Source organism: Micromonospora sp. NPDC005161 (genome assembly GCF_053599855.1).
The window spans coordinates 7,230-20,706 of the sequence record NZ_JBSFYQ010000032.1 but is presented as its reverse complement, the minus strand read 5'-3'; the positions used below and the strand labels follow the sequence as shown (position 1 = coordinate 20,706).

The window sequence follows — 13,477 nt, the reverse complement described above, 5'->3', positions numbered from 1 at the left end:
GGGGGAGTCGCATCACCTCGCCGTCTCTCAGCGCCCTCTCAGCCCCGAGGACCCTAGGCTGCGGGTATGGCCGCCATGCTCACCCTGTTACAGGCCCCGGCCCGCTGGGCACGCCGCCGCCTGGGTGTACGGCTGCGCTCAGCGCTGGCCGCCACCATGGTGGTGGCAGTGACCTTCGGGATCGGCGCAGCGGCCTTCATCTACCTGGCCCGGGCCAACCTGGTCCGCGACGTGGATGCGACTGCCAGACAACGCGCCGCTGAGGTGGCCACCGCGGTGACGGGCGGAGACTCCGACGCCATCGCCCAGACGCTAAAGCCCAGCCCGGGGGAGCAGAACCTGGTGCAGGTCCTGGCGCCCTCGGGTGAGGTGGAGGCGGCGTCGCCGACCCTCGGCGGGGCAGAGCCTCTGTCCCCACTGCGCCCCTCCGCCGGTCAGACCCTGCGGGAACAGCGGACGCTGCCCTTTGCCGTCGAAGACCCCTACCGGGTGGTCGCGATCGGTGTCGGCACCACCTCGGGCACCCGGACCGTGCTGGTGGCCCAGTCACTACGACCAGTGCACGAGAGCACCGAGGTGATCGCCGCGATCCTGGTCGTCGGGTTACCGACGATGCTGCTGCTGATCGGCGCGGCCGTGTTCCTGTTCGTCGGCCGGTCGCTGCGTCCGGTGGAGACGATTCGCCGTCGGGTCGCGGGCATCACCGCCCGCGACCTGCATGCCCGGGTGCCGGTGCCGCAAGCCCACGACGAGGTGGCGGCACTCGCTGAGACGATGAACAGCATGCTCGACCGCCTACAGACGGCGGCGACCAGGCAACGCCGTTTCGTCGCCGATGCCAGCCACGAACTGCGCAGCCCACTGGCAACCCTGCAGGCCGGCCTCGACCGCCTGACGATGACACCCCTGCCCGGCGCGAACGACGACCTGGTCCGACTGATGCGCCGCGAGTCGCAGCGACTGGGCCGGCTGATCGCCGACCTGCTGCTGCTCGCCCGTATCGACGAGCACGGCCTCACGATGCGCCGTGAGGACGTCGACCTCGACGACCTCGCCTACATCGAACGGGACCACCTCACCGCCCGCCGACCCGACCTGACCGTCCGAACCCACCTCACCCCGGTCCGCGTGACGGGCGACGCCCACGACCTCGGGCGCGCGCTGCGGAACCTCGCCGACAACGCCGCCCGCCACGCGCGCCACGAGGTGCTCCTACGGGTCCGCGTCGACGACGGGTGGGGGTGCCTGGAGGTCACCGACGACGGGCCGGGCATTCCGCTGGGGCAGCGGCAGCGAATCTTCGAACGGTTCGTCCGGCTCGACGAGAGCAGGGCCCGCGCCGACGGCGGAAGCGGCCTTGGCCTGCCAATTACCCGCGAGATCGTCGCAGCGCACGGCGGGACCGTACGGGTGCTGCCCGGCCCAGGAACGACGATCCAGATCCGACTGCCGCTGACCAGCGACAACGAACCCGGCGACTGACCCGCACTGCGCAGGGCCGCCGACCCCTTCAGGCTCCTCTCAGCTGTGACCAGATTGGCTGGGCTCAGCCGGCCGAGGAGCCGGGTCGACCACGGGATCGGATGCCCGGTGAACTACCACCTGTTTCATCTCATCAACGCCGCCGCCGGACACAACGACCCGCTCGACGACGTGCTGGAGTGGTGCGCCGTCTGGCTGATCTACCTGCTCGGCGCTCTGGCCGCCGTCACGGTGCTGCTCGGACTGAAGTCCGGCGGCGGGTCGGTGGTCGTACGCGTCGGCGCGTCGTTGGCCCTGGCGTTCGCCGCCGGCCAGGTGGTCGCCGTGGCCAGCACCGAGGTCCGCCCGTTCCAGACGCACCCCGTGCACCAGTTGATCCCGCACGACCCGGGCGGGTCGCTGCCCAGCGACCACGCCACGGCGGCCTTCGCGGTGGCGTTCGCCGTCGGCGTGTTTCTGTCCTGGCGCTGGGGATTACTGCTCTCGGCGCTGGCCACCGTCATCGGATTCGCCCGAGTCTGGTCGGGCGTGCACTACCCGGCGGACATCCTCGCCGGCGCGGTCATCGGCGCGGGAGCCGTGCTGATCATCGCGCTCGCCGTACGCGTCCTCGACCGGCGCGCCCACCAAGACCGTCCCCGCGCGGCTGCCAGCCGCCGCTAGCCTCCTCGGCTTGCCCGCCCGCGTCACCCGTCACGCCCTCTCGGAGGTCTTCTCGTGTCAACGTCCCTCGCCCCGGTGGCCGTGGGTCCCAGTCTCCTCAACCCAGAGTGGTTGATCTCCACCTTCGGGCTGATCGGCATCCTCGCCATCGTCTTCGCTGAGTCCGGGCTGCTGATCGGGTTCTTCCTGCCCGGCGACTCGCTGCTGTTCACCGCCGGGCTGCTCGTCGCCGACGGCCACTACCTGCACCAACCGCTCTGGCTGCTCTGCCTGCTGGTGGCCGTCGCCGCGATCACCGGAGACCAGGTGGGGTACCTGTTCGGCAAGCGCGTCGGCCCGAACCTGTTCCGCCGACCCAACTCCCGCCTGTTCAAGCAGGACAACGTGCATCGCGCGAACGACTTTTTCGCCCGCTACGGAGCCCGGTCCGTGGTCCTGGCCCGGTTCGTGCCGATCGTGCGGACGTTCACCCCGATCATCGCCGGTGTCAGCCGGATGCACTACCGGACGTTCCTCATCTACAACGTCATCGGCGGGACCCTCTGGGGCGTCGGCGTCACCGTCCTGGGCTACTTCCTCGGCCAGGTCGCCTTCGTCAAGGCGAACATCGAGGTCATCCTGATCGGCATCGTCGTGGTCTCCGTACTGCCAATCGGAATCCAACTACTCCGATCCCGCCGCGCTGCCGGCACACCCGCAGCGGATGCCGCGGCAGCGGCAGAAGCAGCGCCCCGAATCGATTGACTCGCCGCACTAACGAGCCACTGACGGCTCTCGCATGCCACCGTCCTCTGCGGCGTCGAGGCGGACAGTGGTCGACGCTTGATGCGCGATTGGGGTCGGTAGCTGCCCGACCGCGACGGTTGCCGCCCAAAGTCCCTGAAGGAACGCCGAACTTGAGGCTGCTGACATGTACGAAGTCGACGACTGCCAGGTGCGTGCCCGTCTGGCTCGCCTCGGGCATCCGCGGGTGGATCTACGCCGACGCCACCGCCGGGTGGGCGGCGGGTCGTCGCCGGACCGGCCAGGGGCGTCGCCGATCTCGGGGACGCTGAGGTGAAATCCGTGGGTGGATGTCGTCGTCAGGGTCACTGGAGGACCTGGTTGCTTCTGTTCCGTGCTGCCCTGTCGTGTGGTTCTGGGTGTGGCTGGCTGTTATCGCGGGCTGGGTACACGCGGGTTTCGGTTGCTTTCACCGAGGCCCACAGCGGCTGTCCTGGGACGAGTCGTAGGTGCGCGGCGGCGGTCGGGGTGATGTCGGCGACTACGTCGATCGGACCGTCGAGTTGGATCCTCAGGTTGTCGCCGTGGCGTTGGATGCCGGCGATGGTGGCCGGCCCGCATGATGTCCGGGAGGTCTCCGTCGATGACCACGTCATCGTCTGCGCCCCTGACGCCGTCCACGACTGGGCAGACCTGGTGCAACACAACACCTGGGCGCACGAGTGCGTCCGCCTCGACTTCGCGGGGCCCAACAACTGGTCCGGAGACTGGCCGCTGGGTGACGCGTCCCGTTGGACACCGAACCGTGAGGATGTCCCGTCCTGGTTCGAGCCCGGTGACAACTTGATCTCGTGGGGGTGCTCCGTCAACGGCGACTTCCTCTTCTGGCACGTCAGGCCCGGCACGGCGCCTGACGACTGGCCTGTGGTGCTGAAGGAAAGAGGGCCGTACTGGGAGCAGTACTGCGTCGGATTCTCCGCGGCACTGGTCGGCCTACTCACCGGCGACGTTCAATCCGAATATCTCAGCCGTTGGCTTGGCGGACCGCACTCCTACGCTCTCTGACGAGGTGATCTTGGCATACGGCCTCCGCCGCAATCATTTGCTCGGATCTGCCGCGAACCGCGCGGCACGCAGCGTGACGGCTGGAGCTGCCGCTCGCCATCCGGAACTGCCGATTACCGAGCGTTCAAGGCACCGCTGGCGCTTCGATGATCGATTCGTCCATATCGCGGTGTTGCCGCCCGTTGGCGATGCGGTCGCGGTGGGCGGGCCACTGGTCGGCGAGCATGGCGAAGTCGAGTTCGGTGCTGCATTCGCCTTTGAAAAGCTCGTTGTGGACCAGGCGGGCCTCCTGTCGCATCCCGAGCCGGCGCGCCACCTTCGCTGAGGGACCGTTGCGCTCATCGAGGCGGGCGACGATGCGGTGCAGGCCCAGCTCGTCGAAGCCGAGTCGAAGTAGCGCGTGTGCCGCTTCGGTGGCGTAGCCATGGCCGGCGAAGTCGGGGTTCAGGATGTATCCGATTTCCCCGCCGCGGTGCTCCCGGCTGTGCCAGAACAGGACCACGTCGCCGACGAGTCCGCCGGTTCGGGCGAGCTCGATGCCGAGCGTCAAGGCCTGGCCCTCGTCGGTGAGTGCGATAGTGGCCCACTGCGCCGCGAGTCGTTCGCCGATCAGCTGACGGTCCATCGGCTCGAAGGGCACGTAGCGGCAGACATCGGGCCGGCTTCGGTAGGCCAGCAGGGCGTCGACGTCGATGACGGTCAACGGACGTAGCAACAGACGCTCGGTCCGGATCGGATAGGCGGGACGCAACTCGGGCTGTCGGTTGGGTGACACGCCGAGCATCGTGCCACCCGACGGTGTCCCGCACCTCCGTTTTCTAGGTGCGCGCGAACTCCGCGCCGGTGACCGTGCTCATCTGCCGCCGACCGGGCGCTACGTTCTGTCACCTTGCCCGGCGGGCTGCGCCGCCCGCTCGTGCCGATGTGAGTGCACCAGCTGACGGAGCAGGCGGGCGACCCGCGACCGCCGCTGCGGACCCAACGCCAAGTCCCAGTGGACGGGATGAGAATTACCGTCGCCGAACCTCACCGAATTCTCGCCGTGCAGCTCCACGACCATGCCCCGGCCACCAAATGGGAAGATCAGCCAGGCGCCGCTGGTGAAAGGCGCGCACGCGCCGGGTCGGCTGGCCGCACTGCGGACACGCCCCCGCCGCTGCCAGCGTACGAGCGCGAACCCGCAGGACCTCTTGTGATGGATCACCCCATCGATCACAGCTGCGGAGGCAACATCTTCATCGGGTCAGAGCGACACCGGCATTAGACTGCCGCATCGCCAACAAACAACGCGGACCGGGCATCACTGCTTTTGTGTCAGAGCCAGATGATCGACGCAGATCGCCGCGTTCGGGTTCAGCGGCGTGGCCGCACCAGCCCCGCGTCGAACGCCGCGATCACGAGCTGTGCCCGATCTCGCACGGCCAGCTTCGCCATCAGGTGCGTGATGTGCGTCTTCACCGTCTTCACCGAGATCGCCAGGGCAGTTGCGATCTCGTCGTTCGACAAGCCGCCGCCGATCAGTGTCAGCACCTCGACCTCACGGCCGGTCAGCCGCCGCAGTGCCGGCGTCGGCCGATCCGGTCGGGGCGCCGTGACGTAGTGCGCGACGAGCCGGGTGAGGATCGACGGCGCGAACAGCGATTCACCACGGTGGGTGCGGCGGATCGCCTCGATCAGCTCGTCGGGGCGGGCGTCCTTGAGCAGGAAACCGGACGCGCCCGCGTGCAGCGCCTCGTAGACGTACTCGTCGAGCTCGAACATGCTCAGGACCAGGACGCGGGCAGTGGACAGCGCTGGGTCGGTGCAGATGCGACGGGTGGCCTCGAGGCCGTCGAGGTGCGGCATCCGGACGTCCATCAGGATGACGTCGGGGCGGGTGGTGCGGGCGCACGCCACGGCGTGCGCGCCGTCGCCGGCCTCGCCGACGACGGCCAAGTCCGGCTCGTTGTTGATAATCACGGCGAGGCTGTGTCGGAGCAGCGCCTGGTCGTCCACCAGAAGCACGCGGATGCCGCTCACGCCGCCTCGTCCCGGATCCGCGCGGTGAGGCGGAAGCCCGCGTCGACGTGCTCCGCCGACAGCGTGCCGCCGAGACTGCCGACCCGCTCCCGTAACCCGGCCAGCCCGTGTCCGGCGCCCGGCGATGCCCGCCATCCGTCGACTGACGGGCCGGTGTCCGCCACCGTGACCACCACGTATGTTTCGTCCCGATACACCCGCACCCGCACGTCCGTCGGTCCCGCGTACCGCGCCGCGTTGCTGAGCGCCTCCCGCACGGTCTTGCAGACGGCGACTTGTACACCCTGCGATACCGGGCCGAGCGGCTCGACCGTCAGCCGTGTCCGAAGCCCTGCGAGCGACGCCCCGTGCACGATGCCGGGCAAGTCGTCGAGGTTGTCCACCGGCGCACGGCGGCTGGCGGCCGACGGCTCACGCAGGACCGTGAGCATGCGGCGTAGCTCGGCTGTCGCGTGCCGGCTCGCGTCCTCGATATCGGTGAGCGCCACCTCCACCTCGGCAGGCTTGGGTAGATGCCGGGTGGCCGCGGCGCGGACCGTGATCAGACCCAAGCCATGCGAGACGATGTCGTGCAGGTCGCGGGCAATCCGCAACCGCTCGGCGAGCACCGCCTCGGATGCGGCCCAGGCGGTCAGCCGCGATTCGTAGGCGGTTCGGTCGGCGCGTGACCGCCGCACCGCCCATACCGCAGCCGCGACAGCGCCGCCGACTATCAGCGGCGGCAGTACGACCGCGAACGGGCCCTGCGCGCCGACCGTACACATGGCCATCACCAGCACGCTGATCACCACGGCAACCACCGGCACGGCCCTGGACCGCCCGGAGGGGCGCGGATGGGCGTTCACCACCCCGACTGTAGTTCTCAGACCAAGGTCTGACGGTCCGTGGACCGACTCGGCCGTCAGGATCCGAGAACGGTCCGATGTGTGAGGGCCGGAACACCGGTTGACTCGGCTTATGATCACGATCGATCGCGTCAGCAAGACCAAGAGCAGGACGCAGATCCTGTACGACGTCACCTTCGAGGCCCGACCCGGCCGGGTCACCGGCTTCCTCGGGCCGAACGGAGCCGGCAAGACGTCGACGCTACGTATCCTGCTCGGCCTGGACCGCCCGCAGAGCGGGACCGCGCTGATCTGCGGGCGCCCGTATCGGAAACTGGACCGTCCGCTCACGACGGTCGGCGCGCTACTCGACGGCAGCGGCGCGCACCGAGCCCGCACGGCCCGCGCCCACCTGCGCTGGGTAGCCGCCAGCAACGGCCTGCCGGACTCCCGCGCCGACGAGGTCCTCGAGGTCGTGGGCCTGACCGGCGACGCGCGGAAGCGCGCCGGCCGCTTCTCCCTCGGCATGAGCCGCCGGCTCGGGCTCGCCACCGCGCTGCTCGGCGACCCTGAGGTGCTGGTCCTGGACGAACCGGTCAACGGCCTCGACCCGGCCGGGATTCGCTGGATGCGCGAGTTCCTCCGAGACAGCGCCGCGCAGGGCCGCACGGTCCTACTCTCCAGCCACCTGATGGGCGAATTGGCCGAGATCGCCGACGACGTCATCGTGATCGACAAGGGCCGGATCGTGATCCAAGGCAGACTCGCCGACGTCACCGGCGGTCATCGCACGCTCGAGGACGCCTTCTTCGCGCTGACCGCTACCGAGGCGGGTGGCCCGTGGTGAGCCTGGTCAGCGCCGAACTCCGTAAGCTGCTCGGCCTGCCCACCGCCTGGGTCGGCCTGGTGTTGGGCACGCTGATAGCACCCGTGGTCGTCCTGCTGAACGCGCCGTACACCCGCCGCGCGATCGCCGCCGGTACCCTCACCGACACGTCCGACCTGGGCCTACGCGACCTGGGTATCGGCCTGATCGGTCCGATGGTCCTCGGCGTGATCGTGGTGAGCAGCGAATACACGTCCACCGGTCAGGACGCCCCCGGCGCCCGCCAGCTCACCGCGACGCTCGCCGCAGTTCCCGACCGGCTGCGTCTGCTGGTGGCGAAGACCACCGCGCTCGTGCTGGTCGTCGCGGCACAGGCAGCGGTGACCGCAGCCGCCACACTCACCCTCACCCAGGTGCTGCACGGCGAACACGCGCCGGCACCCGCCCCGGCCCGAGTGGCCGCCGCGATCCTCTACTGGACGCTGACCGCACTACTGGCGTGCGCGATCGCGCTGATCACTCGCAACGGCATCGTGCCGCTGACGCTGCTGATCATCAACAGCTCCGTCGTCTCAGTGTCGTACTTGCTGACGAAGGTCACCGACCTCGCCTCCTACCTGCCGGACATCGTCGGAGCGCAGATGTTCATCCGCAGCGCGGACTTCCCCGTCGAGATCGCCCCGGTGACCGCCGGCCTGGTGATGACGGCCTGGGTCGTCGCGTTACTCGCGGTCGGCGCCGTCCTGTTTCAGCGGCGAGACGTATGAACACCGCCCGCGCTGAGCTGCGCAAACTGCTGACCCTGCCGTCGCTGCGCCTGACCGCACTGCTGACCTGGACCGCCAACCTGCTGCTGACGTACGCGTACGCATCCGCCGAGTCCCGCGGTGAGCCGCTCGGCGACGACGCCGCCCTGGCCCCGCTCGGCTACACCCAGGCCGGCTTCCTGGTGCTCGGCGTGCTAGCGGCCGCGTCCGAGTACCAGGAGGGCGGCCAGATCCGCACCACACTGCTCGCGATGCCCCGGCGCCTGCCACTGCAGGCGGCGAAAGCCCTCGCGCTGGCTGCTCTGACGCTCCCGGTGGCCGCCGCGACGGCGGCCACCAGCACCCTGCCGGCCTATGGGGCCACCTGGACGCCCGCCGCGACCGCGTACCTGACGCTCACCACGCTGCTGGGGGCGGCAGTCGCCGGCGTCGTCCGCCGCGCAGTGCCCGCCGTGGTTCTGCTGCTCGGTCTGTACTTCATCGCAGGCCCGCTGCTTCGGGCCCGGACCGGCACCAGCGCCGCCTACCTGCCAGACACCGCCGCCCTCGACCCGTCCCGCGGCGCCGCCGCCACGATCACTTGGACACTCTCCGCCCTAACGCTCGCCGCTCTCACTTTCCACCGCCGCGATGCTTAACACTCCAGTCGGGTCAGCGAATCCGCGGTTTCCGGGCCGGCTCACCGGAGTCGGCGGAAGGCGTCGCAGCCGTTACGAACGGTAGTCGACCGATTGCAGTCGGCCCGAGGAATCAACGTACAGGCCGAGAAGCGCGCAGAGCCATGGGCATTTCTACTCAAAGCGGGCGCGACTGGTTCACTCACATGCCGCCGATCGGCGCGCCGACAACCTGCGAGGCGGCTGGGCCTGGTGCGGGCACGTGCGGACGCGGTGGCGAGACGTCGACCGAGCCGGCGGGCTGTCGACCGCCGAAGCTGCAGGTTCGGCGACCGGGGTCTAGCTCGGGCCACGGCCGACGCACGGTCAGCCCAAGGGGTGAGAGCAGATCAAGGTCGCTCCCCGTGGCCGTTCGCGTTACGGCGCAGTTGTCGTGGCGCGAACGAGCGCAGTCCGGGATAGCCTTGGTGTATATGGCTACCTATCGCAGCGCCTCAGTGCTTCTATCGTCGGACGGCACCAGGACCCCCGGCACCGCCGCGCTCTTCGCCGAGCCCGCCCGCAAGGGTGGGACCCCGCCGTGGGCAGGCGACTTCCGACCCGCCAACAGCGCCGGCAATGGCCCCAAGAACGCGGTCGGGAAGACCTTTACGTTGGAGCTGCCCGACGGCAGCACCGGCAAGGTCGTGGTCCAGAGCCTCAAGAGCGGGAAGGGAGGCGTCGTGCTGGCGTTGATGGGCGAGGACGCACCCCCCTTCTGATCAGGAAACTGATCGCCGCCGACGCCACCAGCTCGAGACGACCGGTATGCGGCCCTGCCGATCTCAATGCGTTCGGATAGCTGCCGGGCGCTTTACCTCACCCGTCGCTGGGCGTCGACGAAGGTCAGGTTTACCGATCTGCCGCAGACCGAGCGGTTGAGGTGCGCGGCTGGATCGCCGGGCGTCGCCAGCTCCTACGGCGTCCGGCCGCCACCGTGGATGGCGCTGGCGATTGTCAGAGACCCGTGGTCGTGGACGACGCTCGCCGTACGTGCACGAGGAGTCTGACATGCCGGCCCGACGTCGAGATCGTCCTGAGCATCGAGGTCCTGCCCCCGACGGTCCGCCGAGCGACCGGCGCGCCGGCAGCCCGGCGAGTCGGGCTGGCCCACAGGCAGAGGCTGCGGCCACGGTGCAGCGGTTAGCCTGCCGTCATGGCGAGCGCAGAGCTGGATGAGTTGATCGTCGCGGACGCCGACGCGCTGCGCGCGTGGTTGTCGGCCAACCACGCCACGTCGCCCGGTGTCTGGCTCGCCCTGACCAAGAAGGGCGGCACAGTCACGACGCTGACCTGGCAGCAGGCGGTCGACGAGGCCCTGTGTTTCGGCTGGATCGACGGGCAGGCCCGTAAACGGGATCAGGAAACCTCCTGGATCCGGTTCACCCCTCGCAGGCCCCGCAGTTCCTGGTCACAACGCAACGTCGCCCACGTGGCCCGGCTGGAGGCGCAGGGGCGAATGCTGCCCCCAGGCCGCGTCGCGGTAGAAGCCGCGAAGGCGGACGGGCGGTGGGCGGCCGCCTACGCCCCACCGTCGGAAGCCGAGGTACCGGCCGACCTACTCGCCGCCATCGCTGCCGACCCTGCCGCCCAGGCCATGTTCGACGTACTCACCAAAACCAACCGGTTCGCTCTCATCCACCGCGTCAATGCCGTCAAGCGGGCGCAGACCCGCGAGCGGAAGATCGGCGAGTTCGTTGCCATGCTGGCCCGTCACGAGACGATTTACCCGCAGAAGGCCAAGCCTCCGAACTCGCCGTAATCGGCGGGCCACGGGTTCACGTCCGCGATGACCTGGGCCGAACTGCTCGCCGCGGCGGCGCTGCCGGACGAGCGGCTGACCTGGGCGCAGCGGCTCATCCTGATGCTGCCGATGCTCGGTCCGCAGGAACTGTCCGAGGACGCCGAGGAGGTTATGCACAGGGCGCTGGACGGGATTGGTGCGACAAACCGGTTGGCCGTGGCAGCAGCCCTGCTCGACGCCCTGGACTGGCGTACTCACTAGTGGGAGCCCGGCTCGTCGGATCACGTGTTGGGCCGGCTTCGATCCCGGCGAGAGAGCATGTCTGCCGAGCAGCGGCCGTCGCCGCTGAGGAATGTCTTGGTCTAGTGGTGGGGGAACAACGCCGCGTCGCAAATTTCGTGTAGGAGTTGGCGGGCGGTCGCGATGTCGCTGGCGAGGATGCGGTCTGCCGCGCCGAGCAGGGCTGCGGCGGTCGCCGAGTCCATGGGCGGTTTGTCGTAGACCAGGCTTTCGAGGACCTGCCGCCCAGCTGACCGGTCGGAAGCGATCTGGTGGCGTCCGCGTCGGACATGTTCATCGACCAGGTCGACGTCGGCTTGGTCGGTGAGGTCCCGCCCGGCTGGCCTGGACGCCTGCAGCAGGTCCCACGCTTTTAGCGGTAGGGATGGCCGAGGAGGCCGTCAGCGTCACTACGCGCGTGTAGGTAATCGGCGAACGTGACCGTGCCGCGGTCACCATCGGTGAGCAGGTGGCCACCCAAGCCGAACCCCGCGCCCAGCCTTCCCCCCAAGGGGATCCTGATGACTGGGCGGCGGCGCTGTGCATCGGCGAGATAGGCGCGCATCAGGTCCGCCATCGACTCGACCTTCGGCCCGCCGAGCTCGCGAACGCGGCCTGCCGCAGGCCCCATGACGAGTTCGGCCATTCGCTCGGCGACATCGCCCACGTCGACTGGCTGGAACAGTGACTTCCGCGGCACCACGGCGGCCGGACCTTTGGAGAGTCGCATCAAGAACATCAGCATCAGATCATGGAACTCGGTGGCCCGCAGGATCGTCCATGGCAGGCCGGAGGCTTCGACGAGCCGCTCGGTGTCTAGCTTGGCCTGGAAGAACCCGAACCGAACCCGCTCCACTCCGACGATCGAGACATACACCAGGTGCGGCCGCGCTCCACCTGTCGCGTCGAGGAGCTGCCGGAGCTGGGTCACGTCCCGCTGCGGTCGCCGGTAGTCGGCCGCACTCGCGCAGTGGGCGATGGCATCCACATCCTCGACCGCTGCGGCCAGGCCCGCGCCGGTCTCGAGATCACCCTGGACGAATCCAGGTCCCTGAGATGGGCGACGGCTCAACACCCGCACCTCGGTTCGATCCTGTAGCCGACGTACCAGCTCGCGACCCAGCACGCCGGTACCACCAGTGACGAGCACCCTTTCTGGACGTGTCATATCCCCCTCCTCACCCTGGAACGGCCCGGGCCAGTTTCTCAAGGAAGCTCAGTGTGCGTGAAAGTCGATCGGCCGCCGGTACATCTGAACAGGAGCGCAGCGCCGACACCCGGTGCCGTAGGGCAAGCCCGGATCACGCACTCGACGGGCGTAGGCGCTGAAACTTACGCTGACGAGGTTGACCAGCCACCGCGACTCCGTCATGGCCGGTAAGCCGTCATGGCCAGCTAGCTCCTCACCAACTGGCCGCACATGAGGATGTTCCACTGGCCGCTAACACGGCCGGGTGAAGGCGGTGATGCGGTGGCCGCGGCGAAATCCTAGGTTGAGGATGTGGCGACCGGTGCGGCCCGTCGAGCCGAACACAGTGATGTTCATTGGCGTCTCCACCCAGTTGGCGTCAGGTATGGGGTTCGGCCGCGGTGGAGCGATGCGTGAGGCCGCGTTCGCCTTGTTCACCGCCCTTGGACAGGCCGCGGTCCAACACGAACACCAACGCGTACGCCTCGGCGAAGGCGCATACCGCCCACATCGCCCAGGCCAGGACGCTGAGGCTCAGGGGCTGGTGCAGCACGTTGAATGAGCCCATGAACTCGGCAAACACGGTGCCCAGCCACACGATGAGGCCGAGCCGCCATGCCCTGCTGTGCAGGCCCGTCGTCCATGCGGGAGCGATGGACCGGTAGACGAAGGCGTAGCCGATCCCGAACGCGAGCATCCCGCCGAGGATGATCAGCGGATTCTCCAGAATCCGTGGAAGTGGCTCCAGTTCCTTCCACACGGTGATGACCTTGGGATGCTGGGTGTCGGGGTCGAACAACAACCCTTCCGCGCCTAGGCGTGAACCGCCGAGCAGGCGGAATGTGACGAACGTGCCCAGCAGGAACGCGATGCCTCCGGCGAGGCCGGCAGCGAGTGTTCGCCAGATCGAGATGGTGTGTCGCATCGTTCTCCTTCCTGAGTTGGGGTGCCGTGAAGGAAGCAGCTACCAAGTGCCACGCAGCGCTGCGTGACTGAATGCCTGCTGAATGCGCGCTCGCCGGTAAGTCTGCGGCTGAGGGCAGTTATCCGAGCATGAGGCTGGGACGGACGCGTACGGCGCGCTGGAACTTGGCGCGGCGGTCGTCAGGCAGAACCGAACGGCGCTCGTATTCCCTGCGGTCAGCCGGTCAGCCGGTCAGCCGGTCAGCCGGTCAGCCGGTCAGCCGGTCAGCCGGTCAGCCGGTCAGCCGGTCAGCCGGTCAGCCGGTCAGCCGGTCAG

16 protein-coding genes and 1 pseudogene are annotated in these 13,477 nt (G+C 68.9%); 10 read left to right on the top strand and 7 right to left on the bottom strand.

The window, feature by feature from the left end; translation table 11 throughout:
* The first annotated feature begins 66 nt into the window (after positions 1–66).
* From ACWD5O_RS26160 to ACWD5O_RS26150, 3 genes are all read left to right on the top strand, one after another.
* Positions 67–1,482 carry a sensor histidine kinase gene (locus tag ACWD5O_RS26160; protein ID WP_354968339.1) on the top strand — a complete coding sequence of 472 codons (1,416 nt, stop codon included), beginning with the start codon at positions 67–69 and terminating at the stop codon, positions 1,480–1,482.
* A 108-nt stretch (positions 1,483–1,590) separates the two neighbouring features.
* Positions 1,591–2,145, top strand: coding sequence for a phosphatase PAP2 family protein (locus tag ACWD5O_RS26155; RefSeq protein WP_354968340.1), 555 nt, complete (start codon positions 1,591–1,593; stop codon positions 2,143–2,145).
* Between the two features lie 54 nt (positions 2,146–2,199).
* Complete coding sequence (locus ACWD5O_RS26150) at positions 2,200–2,889, top strand: DedA family protein (protein ID WP_450005029.1); 690 nt, start codon at positions 2,200–2,202, stop codon at positions 2,887–2,889.
* Between the two features lie 344 nt (positions 2,890–3,233).
* Here ACWD5O_RS26150 and ACWD5O_RS26145 read toward each other — a convergent pair.
* Positions 3,234–3,482, bottom strand: a pseudogene (locus ACWD5O_RS26145) (TOBE domain-containing protein); the annotation flags it as partial.
* Between ACWD5O_RS26145 and ACWD5O_RS26140 the strand changes: the two are divergent.
* Positions 3,463–3,933, top strand: a complete 471-nt coding sequence (locus ACWD5O_RS26140; protein ID WP_354968342.1) for a hypothetical protein — start codon at positions 3,463–3,465, stop codon at positions 3,931–3,933. The pseudogene ACWD5O_RS26145 and the gene ACWD5O_RS26140 overlap by 20 nt on opposite strands.
* 124 nt (positions 3,934–4,057) lie before the next feature.
* Here the strand turns inward: ACWD5O_RS26140 and ACWD5O_RS26135 are convergent, their stop codons facing one another.
* The 3 genes from ACWD5O_RS26135 to ACWD5O_RS26125 all read right to left on the bottom strand — a co-directional run bounded on the left by ACWD5O_RS26135 (position 4,058) and on the right by ACWD5O_RS26125 (position 6,797).
* Positions 4,058–4,708, bottom strand: a complete 651-nt coding sequence (locus ACWD5O_RS26135) for a GNAT family N-acetyltransferase (protein WP_450086839.1) — start codon at positions 4,706–4,708, stop codon at positions 4,058–4,060.
* Positions 4,709–5,286: 578 nt separating this feature from the next.
* Positions 5,287–5,952 carry a response regulator transcription factor gene (locus ACWD5O_RS26130; protein ID WP_354968697.1) on the bottom strand — a complete coding sequence of 222 codons (666 nt, stop codon included), beginning with the start codon at positions 5,950–5,952 and terminating at the stop codon, positions 5,287–5,289.
* Positions 5,949–6,797 carry a sensor histidine kinase gene (locus ACWD5O_RS26125; RefSeq protein WP_354968696.1) on the bottom strand — a complete coding sequence of 283 codons (849 nt, stop codon included), beginning with the start codon at positions 6,795–6,797 and terminating at the stop codon, positions 5,949–5,951. Before ACWD5O_RS26125 ends, ACWD5O_RS26130 begins: the two co-directional genes overlap by 4 nt.
* Positions 6,798–6,909: 112 nt before the next feature.
* Here ACWD5O_RS26125 and ACWD5O_RS26120 point away from each other — a divergent pair, with 112 nt between their 5' ends.
* The 6 genes from ACWD5O_RS26120 (at position 6,910) to ACWD5O_RS26095 (ending at position 11,030) form a co-directional block, all read left to right on the top strand.
* Complete coding sequence (locus tag ACWD5O_RS26120; protein ID WP_387328984.1) at positions 6,910–7,623, top strand: ABC transporter ATP-binding protein; 714 nt, start codon at positions 6,910–6,912, stop codon at positions 7,621–7,623.
* Positions 7,620–8,369 carry a hypothetical protein gene (locus ACWD5O_RS26115; RefSeq protein ID WP_354968694.1) on the top strand — a complete coding sequence of 250 codons (750 nt, stop codon included), beginning with the start codon at positions 7,620–7,622 and terminating at the stop codon, positions 8,367–8,369. The genes ACWD5O_RS26120 and ACWD5O_RS26115 overlap by 4 nt, the downstream gene beginning before the upstream one ends.
* Positions 8,366–9,007, top strand: a complete 642-nt coding sequence (locus tag ACWD5O_RS26110; RefSeq protein WP_354968693.1) for a hypothetical protein — start codon at positions 8,366–8,368, stop codon at positions 9,005–9,007. The genes ACWD5O_RS26115 and ACWD5O_RS26110 overlap by 4 nt, the downstream gene beginning before the upstream one ends.
* 452 nt (positions 9,008–9,459) lie before the next feature.
* Positions 9,460–9,747, top strand: coding sequence for a hypothetical protein (locus ACWD5O_RS26105; RefSeq protein WP_074310625.1), 288 nt, complete (start codon positions 9,460–9,462; stop codon positions 9,745–9,747).
* Between the two features lie 434 nt (positions 9,748–10,181).
* Entirely contained in the window at positions 10,182–10,787 is a 606-nt protein-coding gene (locus ACWD5O_RS26100) for a YdeI/OmpD-associated family protein (protein ID WP_450086838.1), read from the top strand.
* Between the two features lie 27 nt (positions 10,788–10,814).
* The gene (locus ACWD5O_RS26095) at positions 10,815–11,030 is read left to right on the top strand and encodes a hypothetical protein (RefSeq protein ID WP_354968691.1); all 216 of its coding nucleotides are present in this window, start codon (positions 10,815–10,817) and stop codon (positions 11,028–11,030) included.
* Between the two features lie 101 nt (positions 11,031–11,131).
* Here the strand turns inward: ACWD5O_RS26095 and ACWD5O_RS26090 are convergent, their stop codons facing one another.
* The 3 genes from ACWD5O_RS26090 to ACWD5O_RS26080 form a co-directional block, all read right to left on the bottom strand.
* Positions 11,132–11,254: a hypothetical protein gene (locus ACWD5O_RS26090; RefSeq protein WP_387328975.1), complete on the bottom strand. Its 123-nt coding sequence runs from the start codon at positions 11,252–11,254 to the stop codon at positions 11,132–11,134.
* 167 nt (positions 11,255–11,421) lie between these two features.
* Positions 11,422–12,216: an SDR family oxidoreductase gene (locus ACWD5O_RS26085; protein WP_387328972.1), complete on the bottom strand. Its 795-nt coding sequence runs from the start codon at positions 12,214–12,216 to the stop codon at positions 11,422–11,424.
* A 400-nt stretch (positions 12,217–12,616) separates the two neighbouring features.
* The gene (locus ACWD5O_RS26080) at positions 12,617–13,162 is read right to left on the bottom strand and encodes a hypothetical protein (RefSeq protein WP_354968689.1); all 546 of its coding nucleotides are present in this window, start codon (positions 13,160–13,162) and stop codon (positions 12,617–12,619) included.
* Positions 13,163–13,477: the final 315 nt, after the last annotated feature.

Coding starts and splice junctions, on each gene's coding strand:
- ACWD5O_RS26085 (WP_387328972.1), bottom strand. CDS start 12,216: ATGACACGTCCAGAAAGGGTGCTCGTCACTGGTGGTACCGGCGTGCTG.
- ACWD5O_RS26100 (WP_450086838.1), top strand. CDS start 10,182: ATGGCGAGCGCAGAGCTGGATGAGTTGATCGTCGCGGACGCCGACGCG.
- ACWD5O_RS26140 (WP_354968342.1), top strand. CDS start 3,463: ATGCCGGCGATGGTGGCCGGCCCGCATGATGTCCGGGAGGTCTCCGTC.
- ACWD5O_RS26090 (WP_387328975.1), bottom strand. CDS start 11,254: ATGGACTCGGCGACCGCCGCAGCCCTGCTCGGCGCGGCAGACCGCATC.
- ACWD5O_RS26105 (WP_074310625.1), top strand. CDS start 9,460: ATGGCTACCTATCGCAGCGCCTCAGTGCTTCTATCGTCGGACGGCACC.
- ACWD5O_RS26080 (WP_354968689.1), bottom strand. CDS start 13,162: ATGCGACACACCATCTCGATCTGGCGAACACTCGCTGCCGGCCTCGCC.
- ACWD5O_RS26095 (WP_354968691.1), top strand. CDS start 10,815: ATGACCTGGGCCGAACTGCTCGCCGCGGCGGCGCTGCCGGACGAGCGG.
- ACWD5O_RS26160 (WP_354968339.1), top strand. CDS start 67: ATGGCCGCCATGCTCACCCTGTTACAGGCCCCGGCCCGCTGGGCACGC.
- ACWD5O_RS26120 (WP_387328984.1), top strand. CDS start 6,910: ATGATCACGATCGATCGCGTCAGCAAGACCAAGAGCAGGACGCAGATC.
- ACWD5O_RS26110 (WP_354968693.1), top strand. CDS start 8,366: ATGAACACCGCCCGCGCTGAGCTGCGCAAACTGCTGACCCTGCCGTCG.